14 protein-coding genes are annotated in these 16,316 nt (G+C 70.5%); 7 read left to right on the top strand and 7 right to left on the bottom strand.

Annotated elements, in window-relative coordinates:
• Positions 1-578: 578 nt before the first annotated feature.
• Positions 579-1,403 carry a Fic family protein gene (locus IE272_RS27715; RefSeq protein WP_073958105.1) on the bottom strand — a complete coding sequence of 275 codons (825 nt, stop codon included), beginning with the start codon at positions 1,401-1,403 and terminating at the stop codon, positions 579-581.
• Positions 1,404-1,505: 102 nt separating this feature from the next.
• On the opposite strand from IE272_RS27715, the gene IE272_RS27720 reads away from it, so the two are divergent.
• Positions 1,506-2,501, top strand: coding sequence for an ATP-binding protein (locus IE272_RS27720; RefSeq protein WP_050362503.1), 996 nt, complete (start codon positions 1,506-1,508; stop codon positions 2,499-2,501).
• Positions 2,502-2,711: 210 nt separating this feature from the next.
• Here IE272_RS27720 and IE272_RS27725 read toward each other — a convergent pair whose 3' ends face one another.
• Complete coding sequence (locus tag IE272_RS27725) at positions 2,712-4,253, bottom strand: polysaccharide deacetylase family protein (protein WP_190008568.1); 1,542 nt, start codon at positions 4,251-4,253, stop codon at positions 2,712-2,714.
• A gap of 392 nt (positions 4,254-4,645) precedes the next feature.
• Here IE272_RS27725 and acs point away from each other — a divergent pair, with 392 nt between their 5' ends.
• The 5 genes from acs to IE272_RS38875 all read left to right on the top strand — a co-directional run bounded on the left by acs (position 4,646) and on the right by IE272_RS38875 (position 10,214).
• A complete protein-coding gene (gene acs / locus IE272_RS27730) occupies positions 4,646-6,643 on the top strand; it encodes an acetate--CoA ligase (protein WP_050362501.1) in 1,998 nt (665 codons plus the stop codon).
• A gap of 237 nt (positions 6,644-6,880) precedes the next feature.
• Positions 6,881-8,302, top strand: coding sequence for a Na+/H+ antiporter NhaA (nhaA, locus tag IE272_RS27735; RefSeq protein ID WP_050362500.1), 1,422 nt, complete (start codon positions 6,881-6,883; stop codon positions 8,300-8,302).
• Positions 8,303-8,342: 40 nt separating this feature from the next.
• Positions 8,343-8,885: a phage holin family protein gene (locus tag IE272_RS27740; RefSeq protein WP_050362499.1), complete on the top strand. Its 543-nt coding sequence runs from the start codon at positions 8,343-8,345 to the stop codon at positions 8,883-8,885.
• Positions 8,882-9,895: an alpha/beta fold hydrolase gene (locus IE272_RS27745; RefSeq protein ID WP_050362498.1), complete on the top strand. Its 1,014-nt coding sequence runs from the start codon at positions 8,882-8,884 to the stop codon at positions 9,893-9,895. Before IE272_RS27740 ends, IE272_RS27745 begins: the two co-directional genes overlap by 4 nt.
• A gap of 115 nt (positions 9,896-10,010) precedes the next feature.
• Positions 10,011-10,214: a hypothetical protein gene (locus IE272_RS38875; RefSeq protein WP_073740733.1), complete on the top strand. Its 204-nt coding sequence runs from the start codon at positions 10,011-10,013 to the stop codon at positions 10,212-10,214.
• 33 nt (positions 10,215-10,247) lie between these two features.
• Here the strand turns inward: IE272_RS38875 and IE272_RS27750 are convergent, their stop codons facing one another.
• From IE272_RS27750 to nth, 3 genes are all read right to left on the bottom strand, one after another.
• Complete coding sequence (locus IE272_RS27750; RefSeq protein ID WP_190008570.1) at positions 10,248-11,453, bottom strand: MarP family serine protease; 1,206 nt, start codon at positions 11,451-11,453, stop codon at positions 10,248-10,250.
• A 91-nt stretch (positions 11,454-11,544) separates the two neighbouring features.
• A complete protein-coding gene (locus IE272_RS27755; RefSeq protein ID WP_190008572.1) occupies positions 11,545-12,330 on the bottom strand; it encodes an NUDIX hydrolase in 786 nt (261 codons plus the stop codon).
• A 94-nt stretch (positions 12,331-12,424) separates the two neighbouring features.
• The gene (gene nth / locus IE272_RS27760; protein ID WP_229897759.1) at positions 12,425-13,234 is read right to left on the bottom strand and encodes an endonuclease III; all 810 of its coding nucleotides are present in this window, start codon (positions 13,232-13,234) and stop codon (positions 12,425-12,427) included.
• Positions 13,235-13,682: 448 nt separating this feature from the next.
• Between nth and IE272_RS27765 the strand changes: the two genes are divergently transcribed.
• Positions 13,683-14,357 carry a Crp/Fnr family transcriptional regulator gene (locus IE272_RS27765; protein WP_003967450.1) on the top strand — a complete coding sequence of 225 codons (675 nt, stop codon included), beginning with the start codon at positions 13,683-13,685 and terminating at the stop codon, positions 14,355-14,357.
• A gap of 165 nt (positions 14,358-14,522) precedes the next feature.
• On the opposite strand, the gene IE272_RS27770 is transcribed toward IE272_RS27765, so the two are convergent.
• Together IE272_RS27770 and IE272_RS27775 are read right to left on the bottom strand one after the other, a co-directional pair.
• Positions 14,523-15,359: an MBL fold metallo-hydrolase gene (locus IE272_RS27770; protein WP_190008574.1), complete on the bottom strand. Its 837-nt coding sequence runs from the start codon at positions 15,357-15,359 to the stop codon at positions 14,523-14,525.
• Positions 15,356-16,255, bottom strand: a complete 900-nt coding sequence (locus IE272_RS27775) for an NUDIX hydrolase (protein WP_190008576.1) — start codon at positions 16,253-16,255, stop codon at positions 15,356-15,358. The genes IE272_RS27770 and IE272_RS27775 overlap by 4 nt, the downstream gene beginning before the upstream one ends.
• Positions 16,256-16,316 lie beyond the last annotated feature (61 nt).

The raw sequence follows: 16,316 nt of genomic DNA on the forward strand, positions 1-16,316 counted from the left end.
CCCGATTCGCCCTTGATTGAACCTAAAAGTAAAGAAGCGGGGCCAGGGGTTTCCCTTCCCCTGGTCCTGGAGTACAAAGGATTTAACGGCCCGCGAGACCAAGGACATCCGCGAGGATGACCTGTAACGCAGAACGGCCCCACGGACCGAGCACGAAAGCCGAGCACCCACGCGACGTCGACCCGTCGATTACGGGCCAGCCGCACCAGGTGACGGGCAAAGTACCCGACCTGATGGGCAAACTACGAGGACGCTTGGTAACTGGGCGGACGTGCCAGCGGCGGTACCGCACATCGGTACCGCCGCAACCCTTGCCCCGCGCCATCACCCTTCGGCCGCCCGGCAGCCATCCTCCTCCGACGCCTGCCTCGCCCCTCCGACGCCCGCCGCACCGGACCTGAGCCTGCGTCGGAACTGAGACCGCGTCGGGCCTGGGGCCGCGCCGCCCCCTGAGGCCACCTCGGCCCCACCTGAGGCCGCATCCGCACCCGAGGTCACCTCGGCCCCAAGGACACCATCCGGCACCATCCGGCACCAGGCAGCATCGGGCGCCCGGGCCGCAGCCGCGACGGGGGTTCTCAGGCGGCGCCGCGCTGAAGCGCCTCGCACACCGCGGTCGACTCGCGCACACCCAGCTCGACGGAGCGCCCGCAGTGGGCGATCCAGGCGGCCATACCCTCCGGGGTTCCGGCCGTGTAGCCCTCGAACGCCGCGACATACGCCGCCCGGCCCTGCTCCGCGTGCCCCACCTCGGCCGGGCAGATCGACTTCGGGTCCAGCCCGCTGCCGATCAGCACGATGCGCTCAGCCGTCCGGGCCACCAGACCGTTGTGCGAGCCGAAGGGGCGCAACGCCAGCAGCTCGCCGTGCACCACGGCGGCCGTGACCAGCGCGGGGGCGCTGCCGCCCGCAATGATCAGCTGCGAGAGCCCTTCGAGCCGTCCGGCGACCTCTTCGGCCCCGGGAAGCGGCGCCTCGATCAGCGGCTCGTCGACGGACTCGCCCGCCAGCCGAGGGCGCCCCACCGCGTCGTCGGGAGTCGCCCCGCCGGCCGCCACCAGATGCAACCGAGCCAGCACCCGCAGCGGCGACTGCCGCCAGATGGAGAGGAGTTGCCCCGCCTCTGCGGTAAGCCTCAGCGCGGCGCCGACCACACGCGCCTCGTCCTCACCGCTGAAGTCGGTACGCCGACGCACCTCTTCGAGGTTCCAGTCGGCACCGGCCAGCGCGGCCGAACCACGAGAACCCCGCAGTGCGGCTTCGGCCGTGACCTCATTGCTGCGGCGCCGCATGACGCGATGACCGTAGACCCGGTCGACAGCCTTGCGCACGGAGTCCACAGCATCGGGAACGCCGGGCAGGGAACCGAGCGCGGCGAGGGGGTCTGAGGCAGTCGTACTCATAAGTAGCGAGGCTACGCGCCCACCACACCCGCGCCACCCCCAAGTGGCCATCTTCACGAACAGTGACAGCACACCGCAATCGACCCACTACCCTAGGTGAACATGAAGATCGCTTTCGTCGGGAAGGGCGGCAGCGGAAAGACCACGCTGTCCTCGCTCTTCATCCGCCACCTCGCCGCCAACGAAGCCCACGTCATCGCCGTGGACGCCGATATCAACCAGCACCTGGGGGCCGCTCTCGGTCTGGACGAGGCAGAGGCCGCCGCGCTGCCCGCCATGGGTGCGCACCTCCCCCTCATCAAGGACTATCTGCGGGGCGCCAACCCCCGTATCGCTTCCGCCGAGACGATGATCAAGACAACTCCGCCCGGCGAGGGCTCCCGGCTGCTGCGGGTCCGCGAGGACAACCCGATCTTCGCGGCCTGCTCGCGCACGGTGCGGCTCGACGACGGGGACGTCCGGCTGATGGCGACAGGGCCCTTCACGGAGTCCGACCTCGGAGTGGCCTGCTACCACTCCAAGGTCGGGGCCGTGGAACTCTGCCTCAACCACCTGGTCGACGGCCCCGACGAGTACGTCGTGGTCGACATGACGGCGGGCTCGGACTCGTTCGCCTCGGGTATGTTCACGCGCTTCGACATGACGTTCCTGGTCGCGGAGCCGACCCGCAAGGGGGTGTCGGTGTACCGCCAGTACAAGGAGTACGCACGCGACTTCGGCGTCGCCCTGAAGGTCGTCGGGAACAAGGTGCAGGGCCCGGACGACCTGGAGTTCCTGCGCGCGGAAGTCGGCGACGACCTGCTGATCGGGATCGGCCACTCCGACTGGGTACGGTCGATGGAGAAGGGGCGGCCGTCCAGGTTCGAGCTGCTGGAGGCCGACAACCGGATGGCCCTGCAGACACTGCAGGACACCGCCGAGGACTCGTACGGGCTGCGCGACTGGGAGCGCTACACGCGCCAGATGGTGCACTTCCACCTGAAGAACGCCGAGAGCTGGGGCAACGAGAAGACCGGCGCCGACCTGGCCGCCCAGGTCGACCCCGCCTTCGTGCTCGACGAACGGCGCACCGGAGCGGGCGTGACCGCACCCGCCTGACGCCTCACGTGGTGGGCCCTCCTCGCCGCCCCCACCCTCGCCACCACGCCCGCCGTTCTCGCCCGCCGTCCTCGCTCGCCCCGTCCCACCACGTCTGCCGCCCACATGCGCCGGCCGCCGAAAGGCGGCCGGCGAGTGGCAGGCGAATGGTCGGCGAAGATGCGGCGAGCGCGGCCGGCCGATGTTTCGGCCGGTTGTTCACTCGGTGCTTCAGCCAGTCGCTCCTGCGGGATCCGCTCCCGCGTCACCCTGATCCGGGGCCTGATCCGGGGCCTGATCCGGGGCCTGGTCCGGGGCCTGGTCCGGGGCGTCCCCGGCGTCACCACCCGGGGACTGCCCCGGGGCATCTCCCGCATCCCCGCCCGGGGCCTTCCCGGCGTCTCCGCCCGGAGCCTGGCCCGGGGAATTCCCCGCGTCCCCGCCCGGAGCCTTTCCGGCGTTCTCGGCCGGAGCCTGGTCCGGGGCCTTTTCCGTGCCCTTGTCCGCGGGCTTCACGGCTGCCTGCTGGGTGCCGAGGTAGGACGACCAGCCCGTCTTGGGCGCCTCGCCGACGCCGAGCGTGGTGAGCTTGGCCAGCGCCTTCGGGTCCTGCGCGTCCAGCCAGTCGGCGAGCTGGCGGAAGGACACGCAGCGCACGCCCTCCTTGGTGCACACCTTCGCGATGGTCTCCTCGATGGCGCGCATGTAGGTGCCGCCGTTCCAGGACTCGAAGTGGTTGCCGATGATCAGGGGCGCCCGGTTGCCGTTGTACGAGCGGTCGAAGGCCTGAAGCAGCCCGTCCCGCATCTGGTTGCCCCAGTACTCGTGCTGGGAGGGGTCTCCCTGGGTGGTCGTACCGGACTGGTTGACCATGAAGTTGTAGTCCATCGAGAGGGTCTCGAAGGCGCGGCCCGGCATCGGAACGAGCTGGAGCGGAATGTCCCAGACCCCGTCCTTCTTCTTGGGCCAGACCTGGTTGCCGACGCCGCTGGAGTCGTAGCGGAAGCCCATGGTCCGGGCGGCGGCGACCATGTTCTTCTGGCCTTCGAGGCAGGGGGTGCGGGCGCCGACCAGTTCCTTGTCGTAGTCGAAGGGCAGCGGGGCCTCGCCCTTCAGCTCCGGAGTGTTGGTCTTCCAGCTCTTGACGAAAGCTTTCGCCTGGCTGATCTCGCTCTTCCACTCATCAACGGACCAGGTCCCGACGCCACCGTCCGCACCACAGAAGTGGCCGTTGAAGTGGGTGCCGATCTCGTTGCCTTCCAGCCACGCGGCACGCACCTCGTTGAGGGTGTCGCGGATGCCCTCGGTGTCGTTGAAGCCGATGTCGGAACGGCCCGGGGCGTGCTGGGGCGGGTTGTAGAGGTCCTTCTTCTCCTCCGGCAGCAGGTACACGCCACTGAGGAAATACGTCATCTTGGCGTTGTACTTCTTGGCCACGCCGCGGAAGTGCGAGAAGAGCTTCTGGCTGTCCTCTCCGGCACCGTCCCAGGAGAACACCACGAACTGGGGAGGCTTCTCGCCGGGTGCCAGGCGTTCGACGGCCGGCACCTTCGGCTGGACCCCGGTGAAGGCGGTGGATCCGTCCCCGATGAGCTTGACCGCGTTCTTCGGGGCGGCGGCCGGGGGGTTCTCCTTGGCGCCGTGGGCACCCTTCTCCGCATCGGCTCCGGCGCCCCCGGACCCTCCGGACCCGGTTCCGGAACAGCCCGCGAGAACAGCGACCAAGGCCGTGGACATGACGCCCAAGACGATCCTCTTCGTGGCGGCCATCATCCGCCCACCCTCTTCCTTGCAGGTTATTTGCGTTGAAGTGCCGACACGGCGCGGCCAAATTCGCACGCGGTTCCGCACAGCAAGGGCGACATACCGAATGAAAAGCTGCCTATTCACTGATAAGAGTTACCAACTAGCCCGAACGCCTCCGGCCTGAACCGGGCGAGTCCCGGGCCCGTGCAATCAGGTGACCCCGCCCCGCATCACACCTCGACGCACCCCGACGCACCCCGATGCATCCCGACACACCCGGCGGGGACGGAACCGCCGTGCGCCACGCGTCGTACGGCGACCCTCGACCGCGGAGCGGGATCATGGCTCCATACACGAAGACACAGGTCTAAACCAATTCCCGGCAGGCCCTTGTCACCTGGCCCCGCGCCTGATGAGCTATGCCCCGGGACACAACGGACACCCTGGGACTGGGAGAAGTCGTGAGCAACGAGAGCCTGGCCAACCTGCTTCGGGAAGAGCGGAAATTCGCTCCGCCTACCGAGCTGGCCGCCAACGCCAACGTCACCGCAGAGGCGTACGAGCAGGCCGAGGCGGACCGGCTGGGCTTCTGGGCCGAGCAGGCCCGCCGCCTGACGTGGGCCACCGAGCCGACCGAGACCCTCGACTGGAGCAACCCGCCCTTCGCGAAGTGGTTCGCGGACGGCAAGCTGAACGTCGCGTACAACTGCGTGGACCGCCACGTCGAGGCGGGCAACGGCGACCGGGTCGCCATCCACTTCGAGGGCGAGCCGGGCGACAGCCGGGCCATCACCTACGCGGAGCTGAAGGACGAGGTCTCCCGGGCCGCCAACGCGCTGACCGAACTCGGCGTCGGCAAGGGCGACCGGGTCGCCGTCTACCTGCCGATGATCCCCGAGGCCGCCATCGCGATGCTGGCCTGCGCCCGCATCGGCGCAGCGCACTCCGTGGTCTTCGGCGGCTTCTCGGCCGACGCCATCGCCGCCCGTATCAAGGACGCGGACGCCAAGGTCGTCATCACGGCCGACGGCGGCTACCGCCGCGGCAAGCCGTCCGCGCTCAAGCCCGCCGTCGACGACGCCGTATCTCGTTTCGAGAACGTCGAGCACGTCCTCGTCGTCCGCCGCACCGGCGAAGACACCGCGTGGACCGAGGGCCGCGACGTCTGGTGGCACGAGATCACCGCCCGGCAGTCCGCCGAGCACACCCCCGAGGCCTTCGAGGCGGAGCAGCCGCTCTTCATCCTCTACACCTCGGGCACCACGGGTAAGCCGAAGGGCATCCTGCACACCTCCGGCGGCTACCTCACCCAGGCCTCGTACACGCACAACGCGGTCTTCGACCTCAAGCCGGAGTCCGACGTCTACTGGTGCACCGCCGACATCGGCTGGGTGACCGGGCACTCGTACATCGTCTACGGGCCGCTGGCCAACGGCGCGACGCAGGTCATGTACGAGGGCACCCCGGACACCCCGCACCAAGGGCGCTTCTGGGAGATCGTGCAGAAGTACGGCGTCACGATCCTCTACACGGCGCCCACCGCGATCCGTACGTTCATGAAGTGGGGCGACGATATCCCCGCGAAGTTCGACCTGTCCTCGCTGCGCGTCCTGGGTTCGGTCGGTGAGCCGATCAACCCCGAGGCGTGGATGTGGTACCGGAAGAACATCGGCGCCGACAAGTGCCCCATCGTGGACACCTGGTGGCAGACCGAGACCGGCGCGATGATGATCTCGCCGCTGCCCGGCGTGACGGAGACGAAGCCGGGAAGCGCCCAGCGCGCGCTGCCGGGCATCGCCGCCACCGTCGTGGACGACGACGCCAACGAGGTACCGGACGGCGGGGGCGGCTACCTCGTCCTCACCGAGCCGTGGCCCTCCATGCTCCGCACCATCTGGGGCGACGACCAGCGGTTCATCGACACCTACTGGTCGCGTTTCGAGGGCAAGTACTTCGCGGGAGACGGTGCGAAGAAGGACGAGGACGGCGACATCTGGCTGCTCGGCCGGGTCGACGACGTCATGCTCGTCTCCGGGCACAACATCTCGACCACCGAGGTCGAGTCCGCCCTCGTCTCCCACCCGTCGGTCGCCGAGGCCGCCGTGGTCGGCGCCGCCGACGAGACGACCGGCCAGGCCATCGTGGCGTTCGTGATCCTGCGTGGCACCGCGACCTCCTCCGACGAACTGGTCGCCGACCTGCGCAACCACGTCGGCGCGACCCTCGGCCCGATCGCCAAGCCCAAGCGGGTGCTGCCGGTCGCCGAGCTGCCGAAGACCCGCTCCGGCAAGATCATGCGCCGTCTGCTCCGCGACGTCGCCGAGAACCGCGAACTGGGCGACGTCACCACGCTGACCGACTCCTCCGTGATGGACCTGATCACCACCCAGCTGCCGTCCTCCTCGTCCGAGGACTAGGACCGACAGCACGGAACAGACGCATGAGTACGGCTCCGATGGGCATCCGGCAACGCGCCGGGTGCCCATCGGGCATTTAGTCTGAAGATCACCCAATACGGTCCCGCTCTTTACGCCCCCGGTAGAGTGGGCGCTTCACCGACAACTGCAGAGAACATCTCCACAGGGGCGCCGGGAAGTCTGGTCGGCATGTCCATCAGTCATGCCCTCATGCCGCCCTGACCTGGAGGTCCTCTCGTGGTACCGCCCAACCCGCCCACACCCGCGCCGCCCGCGCCGCCCCGGCGCCCGCTGCTCGGCAGGCTCTCGCTCCCCGAGCGGAACTACGTGGCGGAGGCCCTCCGTACCGAGACGGTCGGCGGCGTACTGCTGCTGGTGGCGGCGGTGGCCGCACTCGTCTGGGCGAACACCTTCGGCGGCTCGTACGGAGCGGTCAGCGACTTCCACTTCGGCCCCGGCAGCCTCGGCCTGGACCTCTCCGTGGCGCACTGGGCGGCGGACGGACTGCTCGCCGTCTTCTTCTTCGTCGCCGGCGTCGAGCTCAAGCGCGAACTGGTCGCGGGCGAACTCCGCGATCCGAAGGCCGCGGCCCTCCCGGTGGTGGCGGCCCTGTGCGGCATGGCGGTGCCCGCCCTCGTCTACGCCCTCACCACGGTCGTCGGCGGCGGCTCGACGGACGGCTGGGCGGTCCCCACCGCCACCGACATCGCCTTCGCCCTCGCCGTCCTCGCGGTGATCGGCACCTCGCTGCCGTCCGCGCTGCGCGCCTTCCTGCTCACCCTGGCCGTCGTCGACGACCTCTTCGCGATCCTGATCATCGCGGTGTTCTTCACCTCGGACCTGAACTTCATGGCGCTCGGCGGGGCGGTCCTCGGCCTGGCCGTCTTCTACTTCCTCCTCCGCTTCGACGTCCGGGGCTGGTACGTCTACGTTCCGCTCGCCCTGGTCATCTGGGGCCTGATGTACAACAGCGGCATCCACGCCACCATCGCCGGTGTCGCGATGGGTCTGATGCTGCGCTGCACCCGTCGCGAGGGCGAGAAGCACTCCCCCGGCGAGCACATCGAACACCTGGTCCGCCCGCTGTCGGCCGGAATCGCCGTCCCGCTGTTCGCCCTGTTCTCGGCCGGGGTCGCGCTGAACGGGGAGGCGCTGGCCGGCGTCTTCACCCGGCCCGAGACGCTCGGCGTCGTCCTCGGTCTCGTCGTCGGCAAGACCGTCGGTATCTTCGGCGGCACCTATCTCGCCGCCCGCTTCACCAAGGCGGAGCTGAACAAGGACCTGGCCTGGGCCGATGTCTTCGCGGTCGCCTCGCTCGCCGGCATCGGGTTCACGGTCTCGCTGCTCATCGGCGAGCTCGCCTTCGAGGGCGATCCGGAGATGGTCAACGAGATCAAGGCCGCCGTACTGCTCGGTTCGCTGATCGCGGCCCTGCTCGCCTGTGTGCTGCTCAAGATCCGGGTACGCAAGTACCGGGCACTGATCGCGGCCGAGGAGCTGGACGAGGACGAATCCGGGGTACCCGACGTCTATGAGCAGGATGATCCGGAATATCACCTGCGGATGGCCGTCATTCACGAGCGGAAGGCGGCCGAACACCGCCGTCTCGCCGAAGAGCGGGCGGGGGCAGCGCGCAACAAGCCGAACAGTCCGGCATGATCTGACATCGGATGTGTCGAAGACGGAGAGGGAGTCAGGGATGAGCGACCCCGGCAACTACGCGGGCAGTGCGGACCGCAGCATCGGGCAGCTGGTCGCCTCGGCGACGGCCGAGATGTCCGCGCTGGTGCACGACGAGATCGCCCTGGCCAAGGCGGAGGTGCGCCAGGACGTCAAGCGCGGGGCGATCGGCAGCGCGGCGTTCATCGCCGCGGGCGTGCTGCTGCTGTTCACGATGCCGATGCTGAGCTTCGCGGCCGCGTACGGGATCCACAACCTGGGCCTGGGCCTGGCGTGGTCCTTCCTGATCGTGGCCGGCGCCTTCATTCTCCTGGCCGCCCTGATCGGATTCATCGGCCTGCGGAAGTTCAAGAAGATCAAGCCGCCGGAGAAGTCCATCGCCTCCGCCAAGCAGACCGCCGCCGTCCTGCAGAAGGCCAAGCCGCACCCGCGCCCGTCGATCGCGGCCGACGCGATCATCGAGCGCTCCGGCAGCTCCCTGACGAAGAAGAGCATCGAGGGCGGCTCCGGCAAGGACTCCGGTAAGGGCAAGGCCGACGCTGTGGCACGCTCGTCCACATGACGGTTCCCGATTCCAGCGCATTCGGCCCGACGGGTCCGGTGGACCCGGAGGGTTCGGCCGGACCGGCCCCGAGCCCCGCGGGCCGGACCATCGCCGGGGGTCCGGTGCGCCTCGACGGCCCCTGGACCCACCGCGACGTGGCGGCCAACGGCGCCCGGTTCCACATCACGGAAATGGGCGAGGGGCCGCTGGTGCTCCTGCTGCACGGCTTCCCGCAGTTCTGGTGGACCTGGCGTCACCAGCTGCCCGCGCTCGCCGACGCGGGGTTCCGGGCCGTCGCGATGGACCTGCGCGGAGTGGGCGGCAGCGACCGCACGCCGCGCGGTTACGACCCCGCCAACCTGGCCCTCGACGTCACCGGGGTGATCCGCTCCCTCGGCGAGTCCGACGCGGCCCTGGTCGGCCACGACCTCGGCGGCTACCTCGCCTGGACGGCCGCCGTGATGCGGCCCAAGCTGGTGCGCCGGCTCGTCGTCTCCTCCATGCCGCATCCGCGCCGCTGGCGCTCGTCGATGCTGTCCGACTTCGCGCAGTCGCGGGCCGGTTCGTACGTCTGGGGCTTCCAGCGCCCGTGGCTGCCGGAGCGTCAGCTCCTCGCGGACGACGCCGCCCTGGTCGGAAGCCTCATCCAGGACTGGGCGGGCCCCCGCACCCCGGAGTTCCCCGACGAGGAGACCCTGGACGTCTACCGGCGGGCCATGAGTATCCCCTCGACCGCCCACTGCTCGATCGAGCCGTACCGCTGGATGGTGCGGTCGATGGCGCGGCCGGACGGGATCCAGTTCAACCGGCGGATGAAGCGCCCGGTCCGGGTGCCCACGCTGCACCTGCACGGGTCGCTCGATCCGGCGGTCCGCACCCGTAGTTCGGCCGGGTCCGGCCAGTACGTCGAGGCGCCCTACCGGTGGCGACTTTTCGACGGTGTCGGGCACTTCCCGCACGAGGAGGATCCGATCGGCTTCTCCACCGAACTCATCAACTGGCTCAAGGACCCCGAGCCCGACCGGTAGCCGCCCGCCCGTCACGGGCACGTGTGTCCGACGAACAGCCAATTGCCTGCCGCATAGGCCAATTGGCTGACTCCCACACGATTACCGACCTTGGGTCACGGGCAGACGTCGGGGTATGGGCTGGACGCACGACTTCACTGACGAAGCACGCAACCGCCGCTCCACCGCGTCAGCCGGTGTGAGCACTCATGAGGGGGGCGGCCCCCGCGGCCGGGTGCACGATGTGCATGACCTTCACCGTTCCCGTCTCGGGATTCCGCGCATCCTCCGCCGTCGGGCCCGCTGGGTCTCGGCACGGCTCCGACACCCCCGTAACTGACGATCCGCCGGCCGCGCCCGCCGGGAACGGCCCTCAGAGGGCGCAGCCCTGGCTGTCGACCTGCTGGTTGGCCTCGCGGCCGATCTCGATGTCCTCGCGGATCTCGTCGGCCGTCAGCGCGTAGCCGGTGTCCGGGTCGTCGAGCGACTTGGCGAACACCACTCCGTACACCTTCCCGTCCGGAGTGAGCAGCGGGCCGCCCGAGTTGCCCTGACGCACCGTCGCGTAGAGCGAGTACACATCGCGGCGCACCGTGCCCCGGTGGTAGATGTCCGGGCCGTCGGCGTCGATGCGGGCGCGGACGCGGGCCGAGCGCACGTCGTACGCGCCGTTCTCGGGGAAGCCCGCGACGATCGCGCTGTCGCCGGTCTCCGCGTCGTCGTCCGGACCGGTGAACTGCAGCGGCCTGGCCCGGAGATCGGGGACGTCCAGGACCGCGATGTCGCGCTGCCAGTCGTAGAGGACGACCTTCGCGTCGTACAGCCGGCCTTCGCCGCCGATCTGGACGGTGGGCTCGTCCACGCCGCCGACCACATGGGCGTTGGTCATCACCCGGCGCTCGGAGAAGACGAAGCCGGTCCCTTCGAGGACCTTGCCGCAGCTCGGGGCCGTGCCCACGACCTTGACGATCGAGCTCTTGGCGCGGGCTGCCACCGGGCTGCCCACGAGGGCCGGGTCCGGGGCCTTGACCTCGGTGATCGGTTCGTTGGCGAACGGGCTGAAGACCTGCGGGAAGCCGTTCTGCGCGAGGACGGAGGAGAAGTCCTGGAACCAGCTGGGCGCCTGTTCGGGCATCACCCGGTCGACCCCGAGCAGGACCGAGGACTGGCGGACCTCCTTGCCGAGGGTCGGCAGCGAGGTGCCCGCCAGCAGCAGGCCGATCATCCAGGCCACCAGCAGCATGGCCACCACATTGACCAGGGCCCCGCCGGTGGCGTCCAGGGCGCGCGCGGGCGACCACGTGATGTACCGGCGGAGTTTGTTGCCCAGGTGGGTGGTGAAGGCCTGGCCGATCGAGGCGCAGATGATCACGATGACGACCGCGCCGATGGCGACGGCGGTGGAGACCTCGGCGTCCTCGGTCAACCGGTCCCAGATGACCGGCAGCAGGTAGACGGCGACGAGACCGCCCCCGAGGAAGCCGATCACCGACAGGATGCCGACGACGAAACCCTGGCGATAGCCGATGACCGCGAACCACACGGCAGCCAGCAGCAGCAGGATGTCCAGCACGTTCACCGTCTGTAGCCTCGCAGTTTCGTCACCTGGCCCGTCGGTGGTGACGGGGTCCGGGCCGGGCCCGGAACAGCGCAGCAGGACAGCCAGCGTGTCATGCGCGCCAGTCGAGCGGCACCTGTCTGGCCCTGTCCCAGGGGCGTTCCCATCCCGCGTAGTGCACAATCCGGTCGATCACTCCGGCCGTGAAACCCCAGACGAGAGCCGATTCGACCAGGAATGCCGGGCCGCTGTGACCGCTCGGGTGGATGGCCGTGGCCCGGTTCGCGGGATCCGTGAGATCCGCCACGGGGACCGTGAAGACCCGGGCCGTCTCGGCCGGATCGACCACCCCGACCGGGCTGGGCGCACGCCACCAGCCGAGCACGGGTGTCACGACGAAGCTGCTGACCGGGATGTAGAGCCGGGGCAGCACGCCGAAGAGCTGTACGCCGCGGGGGTCGAGCCCGGTCTCCTCCTCGGCCTCGCGCAGCGCCGCCCGCAGGGGTCCGGTGGTGGCCTGGTCGCCGTCCTCGGGATCCAGTGCGCCGCCGGGGAAGGAGGGCTGCCCGGCGTGGGAGCGCAGCGTCCCGGAGCGCTCCATCAGCAGCAGCTCGGGCCCCCGCTCCCCCTCGCCGAACAGGACCAGGACGGCGGACTGCCGGCCCGCCCCGCTCTCGGGCGGCAGGAAGCGGCTGAGCTGCTGCGGCTGGACGCTGCGCGCGGCGCGGGCGACGGGGTCGAGCCATGCGGGGAGGCCGTCCGTGGTCACGGCGACCCCGGCCTCGGCGTCCCTGCCTCCCGGCACCGGCCCTCCCGGCCCTCCCGGGCTGGTGTACCCCAGCCCTTCGGCGGAGCCGTTCCCGGCTTGTGTCATGCGGTGTGTCTGCGCGTGCGTCATGGGCACCCCCGTTGATTCACAACGCCTGTCGTCGGCCATTTCGTTCCGAGCCGTTCCGTCCTGAGGAGTGAAGGCGGAGGCGGGGGCGTGACCCTCACTCCGCCCCGAGCGCGGGCGCGGGCTTTCCCGGGTAGTCGGCGGGCGGGCTGAGCCGCTGGCCCGGATAGCCGCCCATCTCGTACTTGAGGAGCTTCCTCGCCTTCTCCGGATCGGTCTCGCCCTCTCCGTACGAGGGACAGAGCGGGGCGATGGGACACGCCCCGCAGGCGGGCTTGCGGGCGTGGCAGATCCGGCGGCCGTGGAACACCACCCGGTGCGAGAGCATCGTCCACTCGCTCTTGGGGAAGATCCCGGCGACGACCGCCTCGACCTTCACCGGGTCCTCCTCGTCGGTCCACTTCCAGCGCCGCACCAGACGTCCGAAGTGCGTGTCGACGGTGATGCCGGGGACGCCGAAGGCGTTGCCCAGGACCACGTTGGCGGTCTTGCGGCCGACGCCGGGCAGCTTCACCAGGTCCTCCAGGCGTCCGGGGACCTCGCCGCCGAACTCGTCCCGGAGAGCGGCCGAGAGTCCGAGCAGCGACTTGGTCTTCGCCCGGAAGAACCCGGTCGGCCGGATGATCTCCTCCATCTCCTCCGGCACGGCCGCCGCCATGTCCTCGGGCGTGGGGTAGGCGGCGAAGAGCGCGGGGGTGGTCTGGTTGACCCTCAGGTCGGTGGTCTGGGCGGAGAGGACCGTGGCCACGAGAAGCTCGAACGGGTTACGGAAGTCCAGCTCGGGATGGGCGTACGGATAGACCTCGGCGAGCTCGCGGTTGATCCGGCGCGCCCGGCGGACCATCGCGAGGTGCGACTCCGCCTTCGGCGCCTTGCGCGCCGTGGTCGCCTTGGCCGCCTTGCGCACTGCGGCAGCCTTGTCGGACTTGCCAGGTTTGTCGGTTTTGCTGGACTTACCGGGCGTTGGCGATGACGACGATGACACTGCGGACCTCCTGGCCGACTTCCGGAGCGGCTTCCCCGGCTCTCCGGGTGAGCCGTGCGCGCCTCCGAGGGAGCCATTCGCGGCATTCTCCGGGCGTGGCCGGGGCTGTTCGCCCACAGCGGAATCGCCGCCCTTCGGCACCCCGTCAGCCCCCTTGGCCTGCGCTCTCCCCGGCGTTCTGGACACCCGGCCAGCCTAGAGCCAGGCACCGACAACCACCGCTGTCACGGCATATCCACCCCCGATCGGCCCCCTGCCGTAGGGTCCGGCACGCCCGTGCGTCAAACTGGTTTGTGATTGATCGCACTGTTTTACCGTCCGGCATGATGGGGACCACGGTTCCCTGAACAGGCCGACAAGGAGAGAACTCGTGGACGACGTTCTGCGGCGCGCCCCGCTTTTCGCGGCGCTCGATGATGAGCAGGCCGCGGAGCTCCGCGCCTCGATGAGTGAGGTGACCCTCGCGCGCGGAGACGCGCTGTTCCACGAGGGCGACCAGGGTGACCGCCTGTACGTGGTCACCGAGGGCAAGGTGAAGCTCCACCGCACCTCGCCCGACGGGCGCGAGAACATGCTGGCCGTGCTCGGTCCCGGCGAGCTGATCGGGGAGCTGTCGCTCTTCGACCCGGGCCCGCGTACGGCGACCGCCTCCGCGCTGACCGAGGTCAAGCTCCTCGGCCTGGGCCACGGCGACCTGCAGCCCTGGCTGAACGCCCGCCCGGAGGTGGCCACCGCGCTGCTGCGCGCGGTCGCCCGGCGGCTGCGCAAGACCAACGACCAGATGTCCGACCTGGTCTTCTCCGACGTGCCGGGCCGTGTCGCCCGCGCCCTCCTGGACCTGTCGCGCCGCTTCGGCGTGCAGTCCGAGGAAGGCATCCACGTCGTGCACGACCTCACCCAGGAGGAGCTGGCCCAGCTGGTCGGCGCCTCCCGCGAGACGGTCAACAAGGCGCTCGCGGACTTCGCCGGCCGCGGCTGGCTGCGCCTCGAAGCACGTGCGGTCATCCTGCTGGACGTGGAGCGGCTGGCGAAGCGTTCGCGCTGACCCCGCCCCCGTACGCACAGGGCTCCGCCGACCGGAGCACGTAGCGGAGTACGCACTCCGGTACGCCCGTCGGCGGGGCCTTCGCCGTGCCGAGCCCAGGTCAGCCCGGGTCGACCCCAGGTCAGCCCCAGGCCGACTCCGGATCAGCTCTGGATCAGCTCCGGATCAGCTCTGGATCAGCCCGTGCTCGGTCAGGTACTCCAGCTGCGCCCGCACCGACAATTCGGCGGCCGGCCACAGGGAGCGGTCCACGTCGGCGTACACCTTCGCCACCACCTCCGACGGCGTACGGTGCCCGGACTCCACCGCGGTCTCCACCTGGGCGAGGCGGTGCGCACGGTGGGCCAGGTAGAACTCCACCGCCCCCTGCGCGTCCTCCAGCACCGGACCGTGGCCCGGCAGCAACGTGTGGACGCCGTCGTCGACCGTCAGCGACCGCAGCCGCCTGAGCGAGTCCAGGTAGTCGCCGAGCCGCCCGTCCGGGTGCGCGACCACCGTCGTGCCTCGGCCGAGGATCGTGTCGCCCGTCAGCACCGCCCGGTCGGCCGGCAGATGGAACGACAGCGAGTCCGCGGTGTGCCCGGGCGTCGGCACGACCCGCAGCTCCAGGCCGCCGGTGGTGATCACGTCGCCCGCCGCGAGGCCCTCGTCGCCCAGCCGCAGCGCCGCGTCCAGGGCCCGCACCTTCGTCCCCGTCAGCTCGGCGAACCGGCCCGCACCCTCCGCGTGGTCGGGGTGGCCATGGGTGAGCAGCGTGAGTCCCACGCGCCGCCCGGACCGCTCCACGGCCCCGATCACGGCCCTCAGGTGTACGTCGTCGAGCGGCCCGGGATCGATGACGACCGCGAGATCGGAGTCGGGCTCGGCCACGATCCAGGTGTTCGTCCCATCGAGCGTCATCGCGGACGGGTTGGGCGCGAGGATGTTGACCGTACGGGCGGTCGCCGGGCCGGAGGCCACGGTTCCGCGCGGCTGTCCGGGCAGGGCCGCTGCGTCGCTCACGCTCCACCGCCCCCCGGGCCCGCCGCGGGCACGTGCTTGGTGAACTCGTCGTGCCCCGGCCAGCTCAGCACCAGCTCCCCGCCCTCCAGGCGGGCCTGCGCGAGGACCGGGGTCATGTCCTGCCCGTCGGCCGCTCCGAGCGCCTCGGCGGCCGTCCTGTACGGCGCGAGGGCCCGCAGCGTGGTCACGGTGGGCGGCATCATCAGCAGCTCGCCCCGGTCGTAGCGGCGGGCCGCCTCGGCGGGGGCGATCCACACCGTGCGGTCGGCCTCGGTGGAGACGTCCCGGGTGCGCTGCCCCTCGGGGAGCGCCGCGACGAAGAACCAGGTGTCGTACCGGCGCGGTTCGAACTCCGGGGTGATCCAGCGCGCCCAGGCGCCCAGCAGGTCCGAGCGCAGCACCAGGCCACGCCGGTCCAGGAACTCCGCGAAGGACAGTTCCCGGGCGACCAGCGCCTCCCGGTCGGCCTCCCAGTCCTCCCCGGTCGTGTCCCCGACCACGGTCCCGGCGGTCGGCCCGGCGAGGAGGACGCCCGCCTCCTCGAACGTCTCGCGCACCGCCGCGCAGACGACGGCCTGCGCCTCGGTGACCGTCGCCACGCCGAGCCGGTCGGCCCACTGCTCCAACGGGGGCCCGGCCCACCCGATCAGCCGGTCGTCGTCGCGCGGATCGACTCCGCCACCCGGATAGGCGTACGCGCCTCCGGCGAACGCCATGGAGGTCCGCCGCCGCAGCATGTGCACGACAGGGCCACCGGGCGCGCCGCCCTTCCCGCCGGGATCGCGGAGCAGCATCACGGTGGCGGCCCGCCGGGGTGCCGCGGCCGTCAGCTCACCGGCGGCGAGGGCCCGGATCCGGTCGGGCCATTCCGGGGGGTACCACTGACCTTGGGACATGGCCGGAGGCTATCCGGAACCGCGCCGATGTTCGAGAGGTCCCTGATCGCCGTTCGAGAGG

The organism is Streptomyces anulatus (assembly GCF_014650675.1).
GTDB classification, from domain to species: Bacteria; Actinomycetota; Actinomycetes; order Streptomycetales; family Streptomycetaceae; genus Streptomyces; species Streptomyces anulatus.

Bases quoted from the DNA above. Each gene is read 5' to 3' on its own strand.
- IE272_RS27715 (WP_073958105.1), bottom strand. From the start codon at position 1,403: ATGAGTACGACTGCCTCAGACCCCCTCGCCGCGCTCGGTTCCCTGCCC.
- IE272_RS27720 (WP_050362503.1), top strand. From the start codon at position 1,506: ATGAAGATCGCTTTCGTCGGGAAGGGCGGCAGCGGAAAGACCACGCTG.
- IE272_RS27725 (WP_190008568.1), bottom strand. From the start codon at position 4,253: ATGATGGCCGCCACGAAGAGGATCGTCTTGGGCGTCATGTCCACGGCC.
- acs (WP_050362501.1), top strand. From the start codon at position 4,646: ATGCCCCGGGACACAACGGACACCCTGGGACTGGGAGAAGTCGTGAGC.
- IE272_RS27740 (WP_050362499.1), top strand. From the start codon at position 8,343: ATGAGCGACCCCGGCAACTACGCGGGCAGTGCGGACCGCAGCATCGGG.
- IE272_RS27745 (WP_050362498.1), top strand. From the start codon at position 8,882: ATGACGGTTCCCGATTCCAGCGCATTCGGCCCGACGGGTCCGGTGGAC.
- IE272_RS38875 (WP_073740733.1), top strand. From the start codon at position 10,011: ATGGGCTGGACGCACGACTTCACTGACGAAGCACGCAACCGCCGCTCC.
- IE272_RS27755 (WP_190008572.1), bottom strand. From the start codon at position 12,330: ATGACGCACGCGCAGACACACCGCATGACACAAGCCGGGAACGGCTCC.
- IE272_RS27775 (WP_190008576.1), bottom strand. From the start codon at position 16,255: ATGTCCCAAGGTCAGTGGTACCCCCCGGAATGGCCCGACCGGATCCGG.